The 18,534-nt window shown below is 72.1% G+C and carries 21 protein-coding genes; 6 read left to right on the top strand and 15 right to left on the bottom strand.

Annotation, left to right across the window (positions count from 1 at the left end):
- Positions 1 to 43 precede the first annotated feature (43 nt).
- Both FHX33_RS03015 and FHX33_RS03010 read right to left on the bottom strand, forming a co-directional pair.
- Entirely contained in the window at positions 44 to 1,327 is a 1,284-nt protein-coding gene (locus FHX33_RS03015; protein ID WP_183428144.1) for an alpha-hydroxy-acid oxidizing protein, read from the bottom strand.
- A gap of 16 nt (positions 1,328 to 1,343) precedes the next feature.
- Positions 1,344 to 2,042 carry a LysR family transcriptional regulator substrate-binding protein gene (locus FHX33_RS03010; RefSeq protein WP_183428143.1) on the bottom strand — a complete coding sequence of 233 codons (699 nt, stop codon included), beginning with the start codon at positions 2,040 to 2,042 and terminating at the stop codon, positions 1,344 to 1,346.
- A 33-nt stretch (positions 2,043 to 2,075) separates the two neighbouring features.
- On the opposite strand from FHX33_RS03010, the gene FHX33_RS03005 reads away from it, so the two are divergent.
- Entirely contained in the window at positions 2,076 to 2,474 is a 399-nt protein-coding gene (locus FHX33_RS03005) for a DUF5997 family protein (RefSeq protein WP_021765153.1), read from the top strand.
- Positions 2,475 to 2,489: 15 nt separating this feature from the next.
- On the opposite strand, the gene FHX33_RS03000 is transcribed toward FHX33_RS03005, so the two are convergent.
- The 4 genes from FHX33_RS03000 to FHX33_RS02985 all read right to left on the bottom strand — a co-directional run bounded on the left by FHX33_RS03000 (position 2,490) and on the right by FHX33_RS02985 (position 5,708).
- Positions 2,490 to 2,897, bottom strand: a complete 408-nt coding sequence (locus tag FHX33_RS03000; protein WP_021765152.1) for a cupin domain-containing protein — start codon at positions 2,895 to 2,897, stop codon at positions 2,490 to 2,492.
- A gap of 9 nt (positions 2,898 to 2,906) precedes the next feature.
- Positions 2,907 to 3,830, bottom strand: coding sequence for an NADP-dependent oxidoreductase (locus tag FHX33_RS02995; RefSeq protein ID WP_179699401.1), 924 nt, complete (start codon positions 3,828 to 3,830; stop codon positions 2,907 to 2,909).
- Positions 3,831 to 3,912: 82 nt separating this feature from the next.
- Positions 3,913 to 4,941, bottom strand: coding sequence for a 6-phosphofructokinase (locus FHX33_RS02990; protein WP_021758361.1), 1,029 nt, complete (start codon positions 4,939 to 4,941; stop codon positions 3,913 to 3,915).
- A 137-nt stretch (positions 4,942 to 5,078) separates the two neighbouring features.
- Positions 5,079 to 5,708 (bottom strand): CYTH domain-containing protein, encoded by a 630-nt coding sequence (locus FHX33_RS02985; protein WP_183428142.1) that lies wholly within the window; start codon positions 5,706 to 5,708, stop codon positions 5,079 to 5,081.
- Positions 5,709 to 5,784: 76 nt separating this feature from the next.
- Here FHX33_RS02985 and FHX33_RS02980 point away from each other — a divergent pair, with 76 nt between their 5' ends.
- Together FHX33_RS02980 and FHX33_RS02975 are read left to right on the top strand one after the other, a co-directional pair.
- A complete protein-coding gene (locus tag FHX33_RS02980; protein ID WP_021764162.1) occupies positions 5,785 to 6,183 on the top strand; it encodes a DUF3224 domain-containing protein in 399 nt (132 codons plus the stop codon).
- Between the two features lie 42 nt (positions 6,184 to 6,225).
- Entirely contained in the window at positions 6,226 to 6,411 is a 186-nt protein-coding gene (locus FHX33_RS02975) for a hypothetical protein (RefSeq protein ID WP_021764163.1), read from the top strand.
- Positions 6,412 to 6,492: 81 nt separating this feature from the next.
- Here FHX33_RS02975 and FHX33_RS02970 read toward each other — a convergent pair whose 3' ends face one another.
- The 5 genes from FHX33_RS02970 to FHX33_RS02950 form a co-directional block, all read right to left on the bottom strand.
- Positions 6,493 to 8,655: a DEAD/DEAH box helicase gene (locus FHX33_RS02970; protein WP_183428141.1), complete on the bottom strand. Its 2,163-nt coding sequence runs from the start codon at positions 8,653 to 8,655 to the stop codon at positions 6,493 to 6,495.
- 170 nt (positions 8,656 to 8,825) lie between these two features.
- The gene (locus tag FHX33_RS02965) at positions 8,826 to 9,173 is read right to left on the bottom strand and encodes a DUF6804 family protein (RefSeq protein WP_021764657.1); all 348 of its coding nucleotides are present in this window, start codon (positions 9,171 to 9,173) and stop codon (positions 8,826 to 8,828) included.
- A gap of 77 nt (positions 9,174 to 9,250) precedes the next feature.
- A complete protein-coding gene (locus FHX33_RS02960; protein WP_039923475.1) occupies positions 9,251 to 9,679 on the bottom strand; it encodes an RbsD/FucU domain-containing protein in 429 nt (142 codons plus the stop codon).
- A 170-nt stretch (positions 9,680 to 9,849) separates the two neighbouring features.
- Positions 9,850 to 12,006: a heavy metal translocating P-type ATPase gene (locus FHX33_RS02955; RefSeq protein WP_338091995.1), complete on the bottom strand. Its 2,157-nt coding sequence runs from the start codon at positions 12,004 to 12,006 to the stop codon at positions 9,850 to 9,852.
- Complete coding sequence (locus FHX33_RS02950; protein WP_021764666.1) at positions 12,003 to 12,227, bottom strand: heavy-metal-associated domain-containing protein; 225 nt, start codon at positions 12,225 to 12,227, stop codon at positions 12,003 to 12,005. Before FHX33_RS02950 ends, FHX33_RS02955 begins: the two co-directional genes overlap by 4 nt.
- 59 nt (positions 12,228 to 12,286) lie before the next feature.
- Between FHX33_RS02950 and FHX33_RS02945 the strand changes: the two genes are divergently transcribed.
- The 3 genes from FHX33_RS02945 (at position 12,287) to FHX33_RS02935 (ending at position 14,452) form a co-directional block, all read left to right on the top strand.
- Positions 12,287 to 12,565, top strand: coding sequence for a metal-sensitive transcriptional regulator (locus FHX33_RS02945; protein ID WP_021764665.1), 279 nt, complete (start codon positions 12,287 to 12,289; stop codon positions 12,563 to 12,565).
- Between the two features lies 1 nt (position 12,566).
- On the top strand, positions 12,567 to 13,094 hold the full coding sequence (locus FHX33_RS02940; RefSeq protein WP_179699407.1) for an O-acetyl-ADP-ribose deacetylase: 528 nt from the start codon (positions 12,567 to 12,569) through the stop codon (positions 13,092 to 13,094).
- 80 nt (positions 13,095 to 13,174) lie between these two features.
- Positions 13,175 to 14,452, top strand: coding sequence for a M20/M25/M40 family metallo-hydrolase (locus tag FHX33_RS02935; protein ID WP_051337022.1), 1,278 nt, complete (start codon positions 13,175 to 13,177; stop codon positions 14,450 to 14,452).
- A gap of 15 nt (positions 14,453 to 14,467) precedes the next feature.
- Here the strand turns inward: FHX33_RS02935 and FHX33_RS02930 are convergent, their stop codons facing one another.
- From FHX33_RS02930 to deoC, 4 genes are all read right to left on the bottom strand, one after another.
- Entirely contained in the window at positions 14,468 to 15,058 is a 591-nt protein-coding gene (locus FHX33_RS02930) for a GDSL-type esterase/lipase family protein (RefSeq protein WP_039923163.1), read from the bottom strand.
- A gap of 78 nt (positions 15,059 to 15,136) precedes the next feature.
- Positions 15,137 to 15,997, bottom strand: a complete 861-nt coding sequence (locus tag FHX33_RS02925; RefSeq protein ID WP_021764271.1) for an aldehyde dehydrogenase family protein — start codon at positions 15,995 to 15,997, stop codon at positions 15,137 to 15,139.
- Positions 15,994 to 17,490, bottom strand: a complete 1,497-nt coding sequence (locus tag FHX33_RS02920) for an aldehyde dehydrogenase family protein (protein WP_021764272.1) — start codon at positions 17,488 to 17,490, stop codon at positions 15,994 to 15,996. The genes FHX33_RS02925 and FHX33_RS02920 overlap by 4 nt, the downstream gene beginning before the upstream one ends.
- Positions 17,491 to 17,506: 16 nt before the next feature.
- Entirely contained in the window at positions 17,507 to 18,529 is a 1,023-nt protein-coding gene (gene deoC / locus FHX33_RS02915) for a deoxyribose-phosphate aldolase (protein WP_183428140.1), read from the bottom strand.
- Between the last annotated feature and the right edge of the window lie 5 nt (positions 18,530 to 18,534).

Here is an 18,534-nt window from a genome sequence, read left to right as displayed (position 1 = left end):
CGGCCCGGCCGTCCACCCGAGCGGTCGGGCCTTGGGACGTCGATCATCGGCCCTCCAGCACCTCCTCGCCCAACTCCCCCAGCGATCGCACCCCCGCCAGCCCCATGGTGATGTCCAGCTCGGCGATCACGTTGCGGAGCAGCTCGCGCACGCCCGCCTCTCCGGCGAGCGCGAGCGCGTAGACGTACGGGCGCCCGATCGCGACGGCGCGTGCTCCGAGGGCCAGCGCGATCACGGCGTCCGCGCCGCCGCGCACGCCGCTGTCGAACAGGACCGGGAGGCTGTCGGCGACCGCCTCCACCACTCCCGGCAGCGCATCCAGGGCCGCGACCTCCCCGTCGATCTGACGGCCGCCATGGTTCGACACCTGAACGGCGTCCACCCCGGCGTCCACCGCACGCCGCGCGTCGTCAGGATGCAGGATGCCCTTCAGCACGATCGGCAGCCGCGTGCGCTCGCGCAGGAAGGCGAGATCGTCCCAGCTCAGGGACGGGTCGGCGAAGACGTCCAGGAACGTCTCGACGGCCGCCAACGGCTCCGGCGACCGGAGGTTCGCGCGCAGACCGCCGGGATGGTGGCGCAGGATGCTCGCGAACGCCGCGATCGCGGCCGGTGTCACCCGGGTGGGCTCCCGCTCCCCACCCGCAGCGACCCGCTCCGCCACGAGCCGCCGGAATACCGGGTCGCTGGTGTACTGCGCGATCCCCAGCCCGCGGCTGAACGGCAGATAACCGAGATCGAGATCGCGCGGGCGCCAGCCGAGCACGTGGGTGTCGAGGGTGACGACGATCGCCTCGCACCCGCTGCGCTCGGCGCGCTCGACGAGGCTCGCGACCAGGTCGCGCGACGAGCTCCAGTAGAGCTGGAACCAGCGGGGCGCTCCCGGCTGCACCGCGTCCATCGCCACGGCGACGTCCTCCATCGGGGCCGACGCCTGGTTGGAGAGCACGGCGGGGATGCCGAGGGAGGCGGCCGCGCGTGCCGCGAGGGCGTCGCCTCCGCGCCGCGCGAGCTCGAGCACGCCGATCGGGGCGAGCAGCAGCGGGGTCGGGCGGCGCACGCCGAAGAGCTCCACCCCGAGGTCGCGATCGGCGACGTCCCGCAGCACCCGCGGCACGATCCGGCGCGCCCGGAAGGCGTCGAGGTTCGCCTGCGCGGTGCGCTCGGCCCCGGCCGAACCCGCGACGTAGGCGAACGCCGCCCGCGACATCCGCCGCTGCGCCGCGCGCTCCAAAGCAACGGGACCGACCGGGATGCGCGGTCGGCTCCCGCTCACTCCCGCACGGTAGATCTCGGACTGGGCGTCGCGGCCCGCACTGGCTGCCATGCCGCCATTCTGCCCCTCAGCGGCGCTTGCGGCCCCGCGCGGCCCGCGGCGCGGGCTTCCCGCTGGTCCGTGGCCGGGCCTTGCCTGCGCCGCTCGTGCCGGCACCGCCCTTGCTCGCCGCACCCGTGCCCGACGCCGGTTTCCCGGCCCGCTTGCCCGTCGCCGCCTGCTCCGCGGCGACCTCCGGGTTCCGCGAGCTGTGCGCGGTGCGTCCGCGTACGATACCGATGAACTCGTCGACGAGGGGATGCTGCCCCTCCCGCGGCCAGGTCAGGCCGATGCTGCTCTGCTCGCCGTCCTCCAGCCGCACGGCGACGACGTCCTTGCGGCGCAGCGCCTTGGCGACGGAGGCCGGCCACAGGGCGATGCCCTCGCCCTCCGCGATGCGGCGCATCAACGCCTCCGACGGCTCCCCCTCGACGCGCGGCTCGTCCTCCAGATCGGCGAGGTGCAGCTTCTTCTCGAGGGTGAGCAGATGCTCGTGGTGCATGACGAGCACGACGTCCTCCGCGTACAGCGGGATGAGGTGCCGCGCGTCGTCGGGCTCGGCGTCTCGGGCGAACGCCATGTCGGCCTCCCCCGCCGTCAACGCGGCCACCGGATCGGCGCTGGGGGCCACGACGAGCTCGACGTGCGGGTGCCGTCGCTCGAACTCGCGGGTCCACTTGCCGACGGCGACGCCCCGCGGGAACGACAGGGCGAATCGGGAGGTCATCCCCCGAGCGTACCGAACGGTAACCTGGAACCCATGAGTGCCGAGAAGCGACCCCAGACCATGAAGGCGGCCACCGCCGCCAAGAAGCTCGGCATCTACCTGCCCGCCGCCCCCGCCGAGTTCCGCGAGCGCGAGATCAGCCGCACCGAGTTCGACGCGCTGAACGCCGAGCCGCCGGCGTGGCTGCAAACCCTGCGCGCCGAGGGGCCGCACCCGCGCGACGAGGTCGCCCGCAAGCTCGGCGTCTCCAACTCCGGTCTGGCCCGCGGCGGCGTCGACGAGGCGCTCACGACCGCCGAGATCAAGGCACTGCTGGCCGACCCGCCGGAGTGGCTGGTCACCGAGCGCGCCACTCAGGCCGCCGTGCGCGCCGAGAACGCGCGGGTCAAGGCCCGCGACGCCGAGCGCGCCGCCCGTCGTACTGACGCCTGAGGCCGGCCGCCTCTCTCAGTCGATCGACGCCCCGATGAGGGCGAGCAGCGCCTGCGCGTAGGCGGTCGCCGGGTCGTCGTGCTCGAACATCCGCTCGGCCCCGCCGAGAACCGTCGTCACGCGGTAGCCGTCGGCCGTGCGCGCCAGGTGCCGGAACGAGCCGCCCAGCAGCTCGCGCAGCTGATCCTCGCGCGGGATCCAGAGGGCGTCCTCCACGGCCAGCGAGTCGAGCGCCCATTCCGTCGTGCCGTTGAAGCCGAGGATGGTGCCGCTCTCGAAGTGGTGCGGTTCGATCGTCATCTCGCTGACGGTGAAGCGCTCGCCGGCCATCCCGGGCCGGTCGATGGCGAAGGTGTCGCCGGACTGCGGCTGCCAGCGCAGCCCCGCCTGCCGCAGCAGCCGTGCGGTGTCGTCGTCGATCATCCCCACCCCTCAGTCCGTCACGACGACGATCTTGCCGCGCAGGTGCCCGGCCTCCAGCCGCCCGTACGCTTCGCCCGTCCGCTCGATCGGGTAGATGGAGTCGATGGGGAGGACGAGCTCGTTCTCGGCCAGGAGGGACGCCAGCTCGGCCAGCTCGTCGTTGCCGGCGGAGGCGCCGCCGACGTTCTGCGCCCCGTGCGCGTCAGGGCCGAAGACGGCGATCGTGTTGATCCGTTCGACGGGCACCCCGAGCTCGAGCGCGGCCTCGATGGTCCCGCCGCCGTGGTTGTCGAGTGCGGCGGTGACGCGGTCGCCGTCCAGGAGGTCGCGCACCCGCTCGGCCAGGCCGTCGCCGTAGGTCACGGGGATGACGCCCAGCGTCTCGAGGAACTCGTGATTCTCCTCCCCCGCCGTCCCGACGACGGTCGCCCCCGCCCGCACGGCGAGCTGGGCGGCGAGCACGCCGACGCCGCCCGCCGCGGCGCTCACCAGCACGGTGTCGTGCTCGCCGAGGCCGAGGGAGCGCGTGGTCGCCATGGCGGTGCGCCCGACGACGCCCAGGGAGCCGGCGACCTCGAAGGTCAGCGGCTCGGGTTTGGCGACGACCTGGCCCTCCTCCGAGACGACGACGAAGTCCGCGACCGCGGCGAACGGAGCCGTGCCGAACACGGCGTCACCGGCCGCGAAGCGGGTCACGCCCTCGCCGACGTCCTCGACGTACCCCGCGAAGTCCTGGCCGATCCCGCTCGGGAGCGTGACGCCCATCCGTCCGGCCGACCGCTCGTCGCGATAGGCCTTGTAGTCCATCGGGTTGAGCCCCGCCGCCATCACCCGCACGAGCAGCTGACCCGGCCCGGGCCACGGTCGCTCGCGTTCCACCACCTGCAGGAAATCGCGCGAGCCGAACTCCTCGAACTGGACGAATCTGGGCATACGGCATCCCTTCACTCTCGTAGGAGGGAGCCTAGACCCGCCACCCGTGCGCCAGAAGTGCCCGTCGCGCGGGAGGCCCGACTCAGCCGAACAGCAGGGCGGCCTCTTCGTAGCGCGCGTCGGGAACGGTCTTGAGTCCGCCGGTCGCGTCCGCGATCGAGACGTTGACGACGTCCGTGCCGCGCAGGGACACCATGGAGCCCCAGCGGCCCTCGTAGACCGCGTCGACCGCGGCCATGCCGAGGCGCGTCGCGAGCACGCGGTCGTAGGCGCTCGGGACGCCGCCGCGCTGCATGTGGCCGAGGACGGTCGCGCGCGATTCGATGCCGGTGCGCTCCTCGATCATCGGCGCGAGCATCTCGCCGATGCCGCCGAGGCGGGGGCGGTTGAAGGCGTCGAGACCCTTGTGCGAGTGCGCCTCCTCCATCGTGTCGAGGTGGAAGCCCTCGGAGACGACGAGCACGGGGGCGCGGCCGCGGTCGCGCACCGACTCCACCCACTCGACGACTTGCTCGATGGACTGCGGCCGTTCCGGGATGAGGATGGCGTGCGCGCCGCCCGCCATGCCGGAGTGCAGCGCGATCCAGCCGACGTGGCGGCCCATGACCTCCACGACCATGCAGCGCTGGTGCGACTCGGCCGTGGTGCGGAGGCGGTCGATCGCCTCGGTGGCGATCTCGACCGCGGTGTCGAAGCCGAACGAGTAGTCGGTGGCCGCGAGGTCGTTGTCGATGGTCTTCGGGACGCCGACGATCTTCAGTCCGGCGTCGGTGAGGCGGCGGGCCGCGGTGAGCGTGCCCTCGCCGCCGATCGCGATGATCGCGTCGATGCCGTTCTCGTCCATCATCCGCTGGATGTTCTCGGGGCCGCCGTTCTCGCCCTCGAACGGGTTCGTGCGGCTGGAGCCGAGGATGGTGCCGCCCTGGCGCGAGAGGCCGCGGACGCTGTGGCGGTCGAGCGGCATGATGTCGCCGTCGACGACGCCGCGCCAGCCATAGCGGAAGCCGGCGAACTCCGAGCCGTGCACGCGGTCGCCCTTCAGGACCGCGCCGCGGATGACCGCGTTGAGTCCGGGACAGTCGCCGCCGCTGGTGAGGATGCCGATCTTCATGGTGCTCCGTCTCTCGCCGTTTCTGTAACGCCCCTAGGCATCATGCCCGACCTCCCGCCGCAGCACAAAAGCGCACTGGACTTCGGGGGGACCGTGAGGTATCGCGCGCACGTGGACCGCTCCGTCCACTGCGCGGGTCAGAGTTCGAGCACGTGCTGCAGCTTGGAGCCGCTCGCCGACGGCCGTGCGCCGGCCTCCAGCAGCCGCTCCTCGACGCCGTCGAGCAGGGCGGTGCGGCCCGACCGCGTGTCGGGCGCCCCGCTCAGGAGCTCGACCTCCCACTCGCGCCACTCGTCGCGGCCGCCGCTGCGCAGGTTCTCGCCGCGCACGTGGTCGTCGCAGAGCTCGGCGAGGTCGAAGCCGGCCGCATCCCGCAGCACGGTCGTCACCCGCGTGTTCACGATGCGGGCGATCGGGACGAGCTGCACGTCCCCCAGCGCCGACCCGAGGGCTTCGGCGACCGCGTCCCGCAGCTCCTGCGGCTCGCGCTCGCCGTCCCCGAGCGGCCAGTGGAGTTCGACGCGCCCCTCGTCGCCGGGCGCGAGCTTGACGTGCCAGCCTTCGTCCGCACCGCCGCGGCGGGCGCGCACAGCGATGCGGTTGCGGGCGAGGGTCAGGTCGCCCGTGTCGTAGTAGGTGGCGACGAGCTCCGCCGTCTCGGGCTCCGCCACGACCGCGACCGCACCGACGCCGACGAGGTCGGGCGGAACGGTGTCCTCTGCGACGTCGTACTTGCGCTCGATCTCGACCTGGCTCTGGTGCTCCATGCCCCCTGTCTAGCCCACTTCGGCCGTGTCGCGAAATCACAAGAGCGCCGGGGAGCGCAGTGCTTAGGCTCGGGGCATGGACACCACGGAGACGATCACCGCCCGATTCGAGGTCACCGGCTGGGACCCGGAGCCGCTCGCCGGACTCGACGGCGACTGGGTCGGCGCCATCGTCATGCGCAAGCGCTACACGGAGGGGCTGGTCGGCGAGTCCGTCGCGCACTTCGTGTCGTCGGGGACGGAGGAGGGCGGCCGCGGCTACCTCGCCGCGGAGCGGGTCACCGGCGCGCTGCCGGACGGCCGGAACGGCTCCTTCACGGTGCACCACGGGGCGCTGCAGCATCCCGACGACCCCTCGGCCTTCGGGTACATCGTCCCGGGCACCGGCACCGGGGACTTCGCCGCGTTCCGGGGCGAGGCGCGCATCCTGCACGACGAGCGCGGCCCGTTCTTCGTGCTCTCGCTCGCGGGCTGAGCACCCTCGACCCCGCCCGGCGCGAGCGGTACCCTCGGTGTCATGAGCGACCGACGCGACGAGGATCTGGACGAGTTCCGGGAGTCGCAGGAGGGCGATTACGAGCCCGATCCTGTGCTCCACGACGCCGACGACGTCCCCGTGACGGACGACGAGGAGGCCGACCGCATCCTCCCGGACGACGATCGGCCCGTGCCACTCGACCCGGACGACGCCGGCATCGCCTGACGCCGCCCGGCACATTCGTGCCGAATGTCGAGAAAGCGCGCGCCATACCCCACATTCGGCACGAATGTGCCGACGCCGCGCCTAGTCGAGCGCGTCCGTGAGCAGGTGGATGAGCGCGTCCAGCTGCACCGAGTCGGCCGATCCCGCCTCGACGTCGCTGCCGTCGAGGGCCCGGGCCGCGAGGCCCTGCTTGGCGTCGATGAGCTCGGCGATCTTGGAGTCGATGGTCTGGGCGGCGATGATGCGCCACGCGGTGACCGGCTCCTCCTGACCGATGCGGTGCACGCGGTCGATGGCCTGCGTCTGCTCCGCGGCGGTCCAGGACAGCTCCGCCAGGACGACGTTCGACGCGGCCTGGAGGTTGAGGCCGACGCCCGCCGCGGTGAGCGAGCAGACCGCGACCGAGACGTCCGGGTCGTTGTTGAAGGCGTCGATCTCCTTCTGCCGCGACAGCGCGCTCTGGTCGCCGCGGATGGAGATGGTCTTCAGCTCGCGGGCCGCGAACGCCTCCTCCGCCTGGTCCATCACGTCGATGTGCTTGGCGAAGAACACGACCTTGCCGACCGAGCGTGCGAGCTGCGCGGTGTAGTCGGCGGCGAGGCCGGCCTTCGCCTGGCCGATCTTGCGGACCATGGTGAAAACGTTGTCGCCGGTCTTGGCCGACTTCGACTCCTCGAGCTCGGACTGGGCGACCAGCCGGATGAGGTGGCGGCGGTGCGCCTCGTCGTCGCCATCGAAGGTGTCCGGCCGGCCGGCGGCCGCGGCGCGGTGGAACCGGGCGACGAGGCGGTCGGCGAGCTCCTTCTCGGCCTGGCGGATGGAGCGGCCGAGGTCGCCGTCGAGCTCGACCGGCAGGTCGACGACACGGCGGCTGGGCAGGTCGGCGGCGACGTCGAGCTTGCGGCGGCGCACGATGCCCATGTCGATGACGGCCTCACGGGCGGCGGCGTAGAAGCCGAACTCGGCCGGGGTGAGGCCCGTCTCCTCGAGGCGCTCCATGAGCTGCGCGGTCGGCTTGCTGCCGTCGATCCAGCCGAGCAGCTGCCAGATGGCGCGGAAGTCATCGATGTCGTTGATGAGCGGCGTGCCCGTGAGGGCGAGCAGCAGCGGGTCCGGCGTGTTCGACCGGATGGCGTCGGCCAGTCCCAGGACGAGGCGGGAGCGCTGCGAGTGCAGGTTCTTGATGAAGTGCGCCTCGTCGACGACCATGCCCTTGAAGCCGAGGGTGCTCAGCCAGGAGAGGTGGCGGTCGAGCACCTCGTAGTTGACGATGACGACGTCGGCGAAGGCGTCGAGGCCCTCCCCGTCGCCGTGGATGACCGTGGCGCGGCGCTGCGGCGTCCAGCGCTCGACCTCGCGCGCCCAGTTCATCTTCACGACGTTCGGCACGACGGCGAGCAGCGGGTACGCCCCGGCGACGGAGGCGGCGAGGACCGACTGGGCCGTCTTGCCGAGGCCCGGCTCGTCGGCGAGGAGGAACGTGCGGTGGCCCTGGCGGACGCTCTCCACGAAGCGGGCCTGGTGGTGCATGAGCTCCAGCCCGGGAGGCGAGTAGCGGTCGATCGCGGGAGCCGGCGGGAGGTCCATGCTCGCCGCCTGGCCGCCCGCACCGTACTCGAACGACTTGAAGAGCGGCCCGAGCAGCTCCCACGAGTCGAGCCGGCGACGCGGCGTCGGCTGCGCCGGCGTGAGGCGCGAGAAGTCGGGGGCGAGGAACGGGTTGGACAGCTGGCGCGCCTTCACCGACTGCGGCACGACCTGCTTCTCTGCGAGCTCCGGCGGGATGACGCTGTCGGTCTTGGCGGCGGGACGCTCGATGGTGATGATCAGGTCGTCGGGGCTGAGCTCGGTGCCCGACTCGAGCAGCCAGTCGCGCCGCATCTTCTGGGCGGTGGCGGTCGGCGGGGCCTCGCTCTCGAGCAGCGAGATCAGGGAGGTGTCGCGAGCCGCGGTCTTCGCGAGGATCGTCGCGATGCCGTCGAGCCGCTTCAGCTGCTCCGCGCGCGCGGCGTCGGTCAGCTCGCTGTCGGCCTTGGCCCTGGCGCGCTCCTCGCGCATGAGGAACGCGATCACCTGGAACTTGGTGCGGTTCGTGGGGCCGAGCTTCTTGCCGTCGGCGGCCTTCGCCTCGACCTCGCGCACCTTGCGGGCGAGGACCGGGATGAGTCCGTCGTTGTTGGCGTGCCGGTTCCGGCGCTGCTGCTGCGGGCGCGACGAGCTGGTGCGCTGACCGGAACGAGACATGGTCCTCCATGAAGGTGCGCCGCGCGCTGTCCGAGGGCACGGCGCCTAAGGCGTGAGGGCCGGCGCGACCTCCGATCGGAGGACCGAGTGGCCCCGACCGGGCGTCGGGGACGCCGGGAGCGCGGCACAGGAATCGCCGCGCACATCCATTTTACCGGATGCGGGGCCGTTCAGCGACGAGTGTCGGCCGGGATCTTGATGAGCGTCGCCGCGCAGACCAGGAAGACGGCCGCGACGACGTGCAGCGCGCGCAGGATCGTGTCGTCGATCGTGATCGGCCAGACCGGGTTCCAGACGACGGCGATCGGGACGAGACCGACGAGCCACCACCACTGCTTGGCCTGACCGGCGAAGACGCACATGATCAGCGCGAGGATGGCGACCGCGTACTGGACGTAGAGGTACCAGGGGCCGCCGATCAGGGCGAGGCCGGCGAGGAGCACGATCGCGCCGATGATTCCGGGCGCGAGCGCCGCCCGATTGAAGGCCGGCGGCTGCGGAGTGCGGGGTGTGGACATCCCCACCACCCTAGCGGCACCCGCTCTCGAGACGAGACCTCCTCGAGGAGCGGATGCCGCCGGGAGCGGCTAACCCGTCAGAGCGCTCCCCTGCGGAACAGGAAGGCGCACGGCGGGGCGTCGGAGCCGACGCGGACGACCACGGAGGACGAACGGGCCTGCTCGAGGAACTCCTCGAGGCCCAGACGCTCCATCGGGACGCGCCGCAGCTCGGCATCGGAGGCGATGCCGTTCACGGCGAAGGCGACGTCGGGGACGTCGTAGGACTCTCCTGTCAGGTCGAGGAATGCGATCGGGGACGGGTGGATGTTGTCGAGCGGGAACACACTGAGGATCGCTTGGGCGGCGTCCTCGGTGGTGGTGTCGTCCTCGAGGCGGACGATGGGCGCGGTGATCGTGTTCTCTGGATAGCCGCTGCCGACGAGGGTAAGCGTCTCGCCGTCGTTCATCGAATCCAGTGCGCTCAAGAGTGCACCGGACAGCAGCGGGCTGAGGTTCTTCAGCAAAGTCGGGCCTTTCCTGCAAAACGAATATTTCTCAACCCCTGCGCTGAGGATAGACCCGGTTGTATGTCCTCCCCTACCCCCCTTTAAGGGGAGACCGGGTGGACGCGCCGTGCGACATCCCGATTCCGCGGTTTCGCACCTGCTATCGATCCGCTGTGCGCGGCCGGGGCTCAGAACCGCCGCAACCGCAGACTGTGCAGCACCACGAACACGCTGGAGAACACCATCGCCGCTCCCGCGATCATCGGGTCGAGGAGGCCGAGGGCGGCGATCGGGAGGGCGGCCACGTTGTAGGCGAAGGCCCAGAACAGGTTGCCGCGGATCACCGCGAGCATCCGGCGCGAGAGCCGCAGGGCGTCCGCCACCAGACTCGGCTCGGGCCGGAGCAGGGTGAGGTCGGCCGCCTCGATGGCGATGTCGGAGCCTGTGCCCAGCGCGATGCCGAGATCGGCCGTCGCGAGCGCGGCGGCGTCGTTCACGCCGTCGCCGACCATCGCCACTGCGCGGCCGCCGGCCTGCAGGCGGGCGATCTCCGCCGCTTTGCCCTCCGGTGCCACACCGCCGACGGCGCGCACGGTGCCGAGGCCCGCCACGGTCGCCCGCACGGTCGCCTCGTGATCGCCGCTCAGGACGACGGGCTCGGCGCCGAGCGCGCGCACGCGCTCGACGGCGTCCGCCGCGTCCGCCCGGAGCGGGTCGCTCACGGCGAGCACGGCCATCGGCGCGCCGTCGATCGACACGGCGACCGCCGTCGCCCCCGCGGCCCGGATCTCGCTGACGGCGCCCTCCAAGAGAGGGGGCAGTCCGTCGGCCGCTCGTGCGACCACGACCTCCCGGCCGTCCACGACCGCAGTGACGCCGAATCCTGCCACGGCGCGGAAGCCCGCGACGACGGCATCGGACGGAGCGGCCTCAGCGATCGCCCGGCCGAGGGGATGCTCGGAGCCGCGCTCCGCCGCGGATGCCAGCCGCAGGACCTCGTCGAGGGACGCGTCCGGCGCGACGACGGTCCGCGCGACGGACATGCGACCGGTGGTCAGTGTGCCGGTCTTGTCGAAGACGACCGTGTCGATGCGTCCGGCGCGTTCGAGGGCCTCCGGTCCGGAGATCAGGATGCCGCGCTGGGCGGCGCGACCGGTGCCCACGAGCAGGGCGGTCGGGGTCGCGAGGCCGAGGGCGCACGGGCAGGCGACGATCAGCACCGCCACCGCCGGCGAGACGGCCGCAGCCGCGTCGCCGGTGACGAGCCACCACACCGCGAACGTCAGCACGGCGAGTCCGATCACGATCGGCACGAACACCGACGACACCCGGTCGGCGGAGCGCTGCGCCCGGGTTTTGCCGAGCTGAGCCTGCTCGACCAGGGCGGCGAGGCGGGAGACGCGCGTGTCGGCGCCGACCCGCACGGCACGCACCACGAGCATGCCGCCCGCAGCGACCGTCCCGGCGGTGACGTCGTCGCCCGCGGACACCTCGACAGGCACGGACTCGCCCGTCATCGCGGACGCGTCGACCGCGGCCTCCCCCTCGAGCACCTCGCCGTCGGCGGCGATCCGCTCGCCCGGCCGCACCACGAAGCGGTCTCCGGCCGACAGCAGAGCCACCGGGATGCGCCTCTCGTTCCCCGACTCGTCGAGCAGGGAGACCTCGCGCGCCGACGCCTGTGCGAGCCCGCGCAGCGCCTCCCCCGCCCTGCGGCGCGAGCGGGCCTCCGCGTAGCGGCCGACCAGCAGGAAGGTCGTCACGACGGCGGCGACCTCGAAGTAGACGTGACCGCCCGCACCGAGCAGGAGCACGACGAGCGACCACGCGTAGGCCGCGAGGGTGCCGAGCGAGACGAGCGTGTCCATCGTCGTCGCGCCGTGCCGCAGGTTCACGGCGGCGGACCGATGGAACGGCCAGCCGCCCCAGAGGACCACGGGCGCGGCCAGCAGGAGCGAGACCCACTCCCAGCCGGGGAAGTGCAGGGGCTCGATCATCGCGATCAGGACGATCGGCACGCTGAGCGCGGCGCTCACGAGCATCCGCGGCACGAGGCGGCGGCCGTCCCGGGCCTCCCCCGCGTCGTCGGGGCCGGAGCCGGCGGAGGCGTCCCGCTCATCGTGGAGCAGGCGGGCACCGTATCCGGCCTTCTCGACCTCGGCGACCAGGGCCGCGACATCGAGATCCGCGGGGACGAGGGCGCTGGCGCGCTCGGTGGCGAGGTTGACCGTCGCGGTCACGCCCTCCACGCGGCCCAGCCGCTTCTCGACGCGCGCCACGCAGCTCGCGCAGGTCATCCCCTCGATCGCCAGGTCGACCCGGGCGAGGCTCTCGACGGCCGTCACAGCAGGGGAAGCCGGTCGGGGCGGCCGAGGGTGTAGCCCGCCTCCTCGACGGCGGCGCGGACCGCGTCATCGCCGAGCGGCTGGGTGTGGGCGACCGTGGCCCGGCCGGCGGCCACATCCACCTCGACGCGTTCGACCCCGTCGAGGGTCGAGAGTTCGTCTGTGACGGCCCGCGCGCAGTGTGCACAGGTCATGCCGAGGATGTCGTAGGTCGTTTCCATGTCCACCACCGTAGCACATACCCCATAGGGGTATATGGGATGCGGGGTATCCTGGAGGGGTGATCGCGGACATCAAGAAGCGTGCCCTCCACCGCACGCGCATCCTGGAAGGCCAATTGCGGGGCCTCGAGAAGATGATCGAGAACGAGGACTACTGCGTCGACATCATCACGCAGTCCCTCGCCATCCAGAAGTCGCTCGGCTCCCTCAACAAGCTGCTGGTGGAGAACCACCTGCGGACCCACGTGTCCGAGATGTTCGAGGAGGGCGGCAGCCAGCGCGACGACGCGATCCTCGAGCTGCTGAAGGTCTACGAGCTCTCGAACAACCGGGGCTGAGATGACGGACCCCATCGAGATCGTCCGCGGAGACATCACCGACCAGGCCGTGGACGCGATCGTCAACGCGGCCAACAGCTCGCTGCTCGGCGGGGGCGGTGTCGACGGCGCCATCCACCGGCGCGGCGGCCCCGCCATCCTCGACGCCTGCCGCGAGCTGCGCGCGACGACGCTGCCCGACGGGCTGCCCACCGGCCAGGCCGTCGCCACCACGGCGGGCGACCTGCCCGCGCAGTGGGTCATCCACACCGTCGGCCCGGTCTGGACCGACGCCGAGGATCGCACTCCCTTGCTCCAGAACGCGTACCGCTCCTCCCTGCGCGTCGCACGCGAGCTGGGTGCGGTGACCGTGGCCTTCCCCGCCGTGTCGGCAGGGGTCTACGGCTGGCCGATGGAGGATGCCGCACGCATCGCCGTCAGCACCGTGCGCGCCGTGCTCTCCTCCGGTGTCGGCTCGGTCGAGCTCGTGCGCTTCGTGCTCTTCAGCGACGAGGCCCTGGCGGCGTTCCGCGCGGCGGCCGGCGAGTGAGCGCCGTCGACCAGGCGCCGGTCGCGGCGCGCGAGGACGCCGCGCTCGACCGGTTCCGCACCCTCCTGCGCATCCCGACGATGTCGCGCAACGACGTCGAGCTGACCGACTGGGCGGCGTTCGACGCGTTCATCGCGGCACTCCCCGGCCTCTACCCCGCCGTACACTCTGCGCTCGAGCGCGAGCAGCACGGCCACTCCCTGCTCTACCGCTGGGCCGGGAGCGCCCCGACCGGCCGCCCGACGATCCTGATGGGCCACTACGACGTCGTCCCGGCCACCGACGAGGGCTGGCAGCACCCACCGTTCGCGGCCGAGATCACCGGCACCGGCGACGGCCGGGTGCTGTGGAACCGCGGGACCCTCGACGACAAAGGCGCGGTCGTGGCGATCCTGGAGGCCGCGGAGCGTCTGCTCGGCGAGGGCTTCACCCCGACCGAGGACGTCTACCTGAGCTTCGGCCACGACGAGGAGACGGTCGGCACGGGTGCGCAGACGATCGTGGCGGCGCTCCGCGAGCGCGGCATCCGCCCGGCGCTCGTGCTCGACGAGGGCGGCGCGATCGTGGAGCGCATCTTCCCCGGCGTCACGCGCCCCATCGCGGTCGTCGGCGTGAGCGAGAAGGGCATCACCTCCGTGCGACTCACGGTCGAGCAGCACGGCGGCCACGCCTCCACTCCCCCGAAGATGACCGCCACGGTGCGCCTCGCCCGCGCCATCACACGGCTCAACGCCAAGCCCTTCCCGGCCCGCCTCACCGAGACGAATCTGCGGATGGTGGAGACGCTCGGCGCCCACGCCTCCGGACCGCTGCGCGCCGTCTTCACCCGGGCGCGACGGCTCCAGCCGCTGCTCCGCGCCGTCTTCGGCCGGCTGAGCGACGAGACCCGCGCCATCGTCCGCACGACCACGGCGGTCACCCAGCTCCGCGGCAGCCTGGCCGCCAACGCGCTGCCCGAGACGGCGGAGGCGATCGTGAACGTCCGCATCGCCGTCGGCTCGACGGTCGCCGAGACGATCGAGCACATCCGGCGCGCCGTCCGCGACCCGCAGGTGCGCATCGAGGCCGTCGACGCGAGCGAGCCCTCCCCGGTCTCACCGAGCGAGGGAGCGGAGTGGGACCGCGTCGCGGGAGCGCTCGCGCAGGTCCATCCGCACGCGATCGTGACGCCGTACATCATGCTGGGCGCGAGCGACAGCCGGCACTTCACCGCCATCGGCGACACCGTCTACCGGTTCACCCCGTTCGAGATGAGCACCGAGGAGCGCGGGACGCTGCACGCGCGCGACGAGCGCATCCACGTGCGCACCTGGCTGCGCGGCATCGACGTCTACGCTCTCCTGCTGCGCTCCAGCTGACGCGGGCCGAGGGGCCTAGGCCGCCCCGCCGAGGTCCGGCAGCTCGATCGCCCGGGTCGACGGCGGCAGCTCCCGCACGACTTCGAGCGCCGGGATGAGCTCGCTCGCCCACACCCGGTAGCCTTCCGCGTTCAGATGCAGCCGGTCCTCGGTGAAGGCCGGGTTCAGCTCGTCCTCCACCGCCATGGCCGGCCACAGGTCGAGCCAGCCGGCGTGCACCGTCGGCGCGAACTGCCACAGGTGCCGGTTGATGTCCTTGATCTGATCAGCGAACTCGGCGCCCCGCGGCAGCACGGACTGCGCCAGGATGCGCGCCTCCGGCAGCTCCTTGCGCATCGTCACGAGCGCGGTCTCGACATTGCGGACCACGTGCTCGGCCGAGCGTCGCCACGCCAGATCGTTCGTCCCGATCAGCAGGGCCACCGTCGCCGGCCCCGAACCGATCACATCGTCGAGACGCGCGAGCACGTCGTCCGTCGTGTCTCCGGCGACGCCGAAATTCCAGACGGTCTCGCCGGGCAGCAGAGCCGCCCAGTCACCGCCCTGCGTCAGGCTGTCTCCGATGAGGGCGAGCGGGCCTCGCCCCGTTTCCCATTCCTCCGGCATCCGTACCATCCTCCCCGGCTCCCTCCATCCTCCCCCAGATCGGGCGAGGAGGCGAGGGGGTCGGGGAGGCCGGCGCGGTCAGACCAGCGACTTGGTGTGCCAGACGGTCTTCGTCTCCGTGAAGAACGCGATGCGGTCGAGCGAGGGCGCTGCGGCGTCCGGCCCGTTCTCCGGGGTGAGGGCGCGCTTGAGCGTCTCCGCCGCGGCGATCTGCAGGTCGACCCACTCCAGCGCGCCCGCACCGACGAGGTCGAGCGCGTTGACGTCGGCGTGCGAGGCGAGCCACGGCGCGATCTCCGCCGGGGACCCGGTGAGGATGTTGACCACGCCGCCGGGGACGTCGCTCGTCGCGAGCACCTCGCTCAGGCTGATCGCCGAGAGCGGGAACCGCTCGCTGGCGACCACGACGACGGCGTTGCCCGCGACGAGCGCCGGAGCGACGGCGCTCACGAAGCCGAGCAGGCTGGAGTCCTGCGGCGCGATGATGGCGACGACACCGGTCGGCTCCGGCACGGAGATGTTGAAGTACGGCCCGGAGACCGGGTTGGCGTTGCCCACCACCTGCGCGAACTTGTCGGCCCAGCCGGCATACCAGACCCAGCGATCGATGGCTTCGTCGACCTGCGCGCCCGCGGCGGCGGCGGAGACGCCCTCGGCGTTCTGGATCTCGTCGACGAACTGAGCCCGGCGACCCTCCATCAGCTCCGCGATGCGGTAGAGCACCTGTCCGCGGTTGTACGCGGTGGCGCCGGCCCAACCCGAGACGGCGCCGCGGGCGGCGACCACGGCATCCCGGGCGTCCTTGCGGGAACCCTGGGCGGCGTTCGCCAGGAACGCGCCGGAGGCCGAGAGCACCTCGTAGGTGCGGCCGGACTCGCTGCGCGGGAACTTCCCGCCGATGTAGAGCTTGTAGGTCTTCGGCACGGCCAGGCGGCTCATTTCGTGGCTCCCTTGCGGGTCGAGCGGGTGGAGGAGGTGACGGCGGCCGGCAGCGCGCGGCCCGGCACGAGGTACGCGCCGAGGCCGTGACGGCCTCCCTCGCGCCCATAGCCGGACTCCTTGTAGCCGCCGAACGGACTCGCCGGGTCGAACCGGTTGAACGTGTTGGCCCAGATCACACCGGCGCGGAGTTTGTCGGCGACCGCGAGGATGCGGCTGCCCTTGTCGCTCCAGATGCCGGCGGAGAGGCCGTACGGCGTGTTGTTCGCCTTGGCGATGGCCTCGGCCGGCGTGCGGAAGGTCAGCACCGAGAGGACAGGGCCGAAGACCTCCTCGCGGGCGATCCGGTGGCTCGTCGACACGTTGTCGAAGATCGTCGGCGCGAACCAGAACCCGTTCTCGGGGATGGCGCAGTCGGCGGTCCAGCGCTCGGCACCCTCCGCCTCCCCGATGTCGGAGAGCTCGCGGATGCGCTGCAGCTGCTCGGCGCTGTTGATCGCGCCGATGTCGGTGTTCTTGTCGAGCGGGTCGCCCAGGCGAAGCGTCGAGAGGCGGCTCTTCAGCCGGTCGACGACCTCGTCGTGGATGCTCTCCTGCACCAGGAGGCGGCTGCCCGCGCAGCACACGTGGCCCTGGTTGAAGAAGATGCCGTTGACGATGCCTTCGATGGCCTGGTCGATCGGTGCGTCGTCGAAGACGATGTTGGCCGCCTTGCCGCCGAGCTCCAGCGTGAGCTTCTTGTCGGTGCCGGCGACGGAGCGGGCGATCTCGCGCCCGACGGCGGTGGAGCCCGTGAAGGCCACCTTGTTCACGTCCGGGTGGGCGACGAGGTCGCGGCCGGTCTCCCCCGCGCCGGTGACGATGTTCACGACACCGGCGGGCAGGCCCGCCTGCTGCACGATCTCGGCGAAGAGCAGCGCCGTCAGCGGCGTGGTCTCGGCGGGCTTCAGCACGACGGTGTTGCCGGCGGCCAGCGCGGGCGCGATCTTCCACGCGAGCATCAGCAGCGGGAAGTTCCACGGGATGACCTGGGCGGCCACACCGAGCGCGCGGGGCGCGGGGCCGAGACCGGCGTGCTCCAGCTTGTCGGCCCAGCCCGCGTAGTAGAAGAACCACGCCGCGACGAGCGGGACGTCGACATCCCGGCTCTCCTTGATCGGCTTGCCGTTGTCGAGGCTCTCGGCGACGGCCAGCTCGCGGGCGCGCTCCTGCACGAGGCGGGCGATGCGGAACAGGTACTTGCCGCGGTCGGTGCCGCTCATCCGAGACCAGACCTTCTCGTAGGCGCGGCGGGCGGAGGCGACCGCCGCGTCCACGTCCGAGGTGTCGGCGGTCGCGATCGTGGCGATGCGCTCCTCCGTCGCCGGGGAGATGGTCTGGAACGGGGTGCCGTGGCCGGCGACGAACTCGCCGTCGATGAAGAGGCCGTACTCGTCGCGGAGGCTGAGGATCGACCGCGACTCCGGGGCCGGAGCGTATTCGAGGAAACTCATTCTGGGTCTGCTTTCGTCAGTCGATCGTCACGTAGTCGGCGCCGGAGTAGTGTCCGGTCGCGAGCTTCTGGCGCTGCAGGAGCACGTCGTTCAGGAGGCTCGACGCGCCGAAGCGGAAGAGGTGCGGCTGCAGCCAGTGCTCGCCGACCGTCTCGGCGACGGTCACCAGGTACTTGATCGCGTCCTTCGAGGAGCGGATGCCGCCCGCGGGCTTCACGCCGATCTCCTCGCCGGTGAGCCGGCGCCAGTCGCGCACGACCTCCAGCATCAGCAGGGTGACGGGCAGCGTCGCCGCCGGGGAGACCTTGCCGGTGGAGGTCTTGATGAAGTCGCCGCCGGCGAGGATCGCCAGCCACGAGGCGCGGCGGATGTTGTCGTACGTGTTGAGCTCGCCGGTCTCGAGGATGACCTTGAGGTGGGCGTAGCTGCCGTCGGTGCGGCGGCAGGCCTCCTTCACGGCGACGATCTCGTCGAACACGAGGCCGTAGCGGCCCGAGAGGAAGGCGCCGCGGTCGATGACCATGTCGATCTCGTCGGCGCCGGCCGCGACCGCGTCGGCGGTGTCGGCCAGCTTGACCGCGAGGGAGGCGCGTCCGCTCGGGAACGCGGTCGCCACGGCGGCCACGGCGACTCCGGCCGGGGCCTCGGCGTGCGACGAGCCGAGGGCCTCGACGGCGTACGGCACCATGTCGCCATACACGCAGACCGCGGCGGGGCGCGGCGTCGACGGGTCGCCGGCGTCCGGCGTGAGCGCCTTCGCGACGAGCGAGCGCACCTTGCCGGGGGTGTCGGCCCCCTCGAGGGTGGTGAGGTCGATGAGCTCGATGATCTTGTCGAGCGCCCAGCGCTTGCTGGTGGTCTTGATGGAGCGCGTGCCGAGGCCCGCCGCCCGCTGCTCGAGCCCGACGGCGTCGACACCCGGGATGCCGTTCAGGTAGCGCCGCAGGGACGCCTCGGTGAGGTCGCCGCCGAGCACCTCGACGGCACGTGCCGCCGGCGCGAGCGTGCGCGCGGGCGGGACGGTGGTTTCGATGGTCACGTCAT

Origin of the sequence: Leifsonia aquatica (genome assembly GCF_014190775.1) — a bacterium.
Taxonomy (GTDB): domain Bacteria; phylum Actinomycetota; class Actinomycetes; order Actinomycetales; family Microbacteriaceae; genus Leifsonia; species Leifsonia aquatica.
This window is presented reverse-complemented; position numbering and strand designations above follow the sequence as displayed.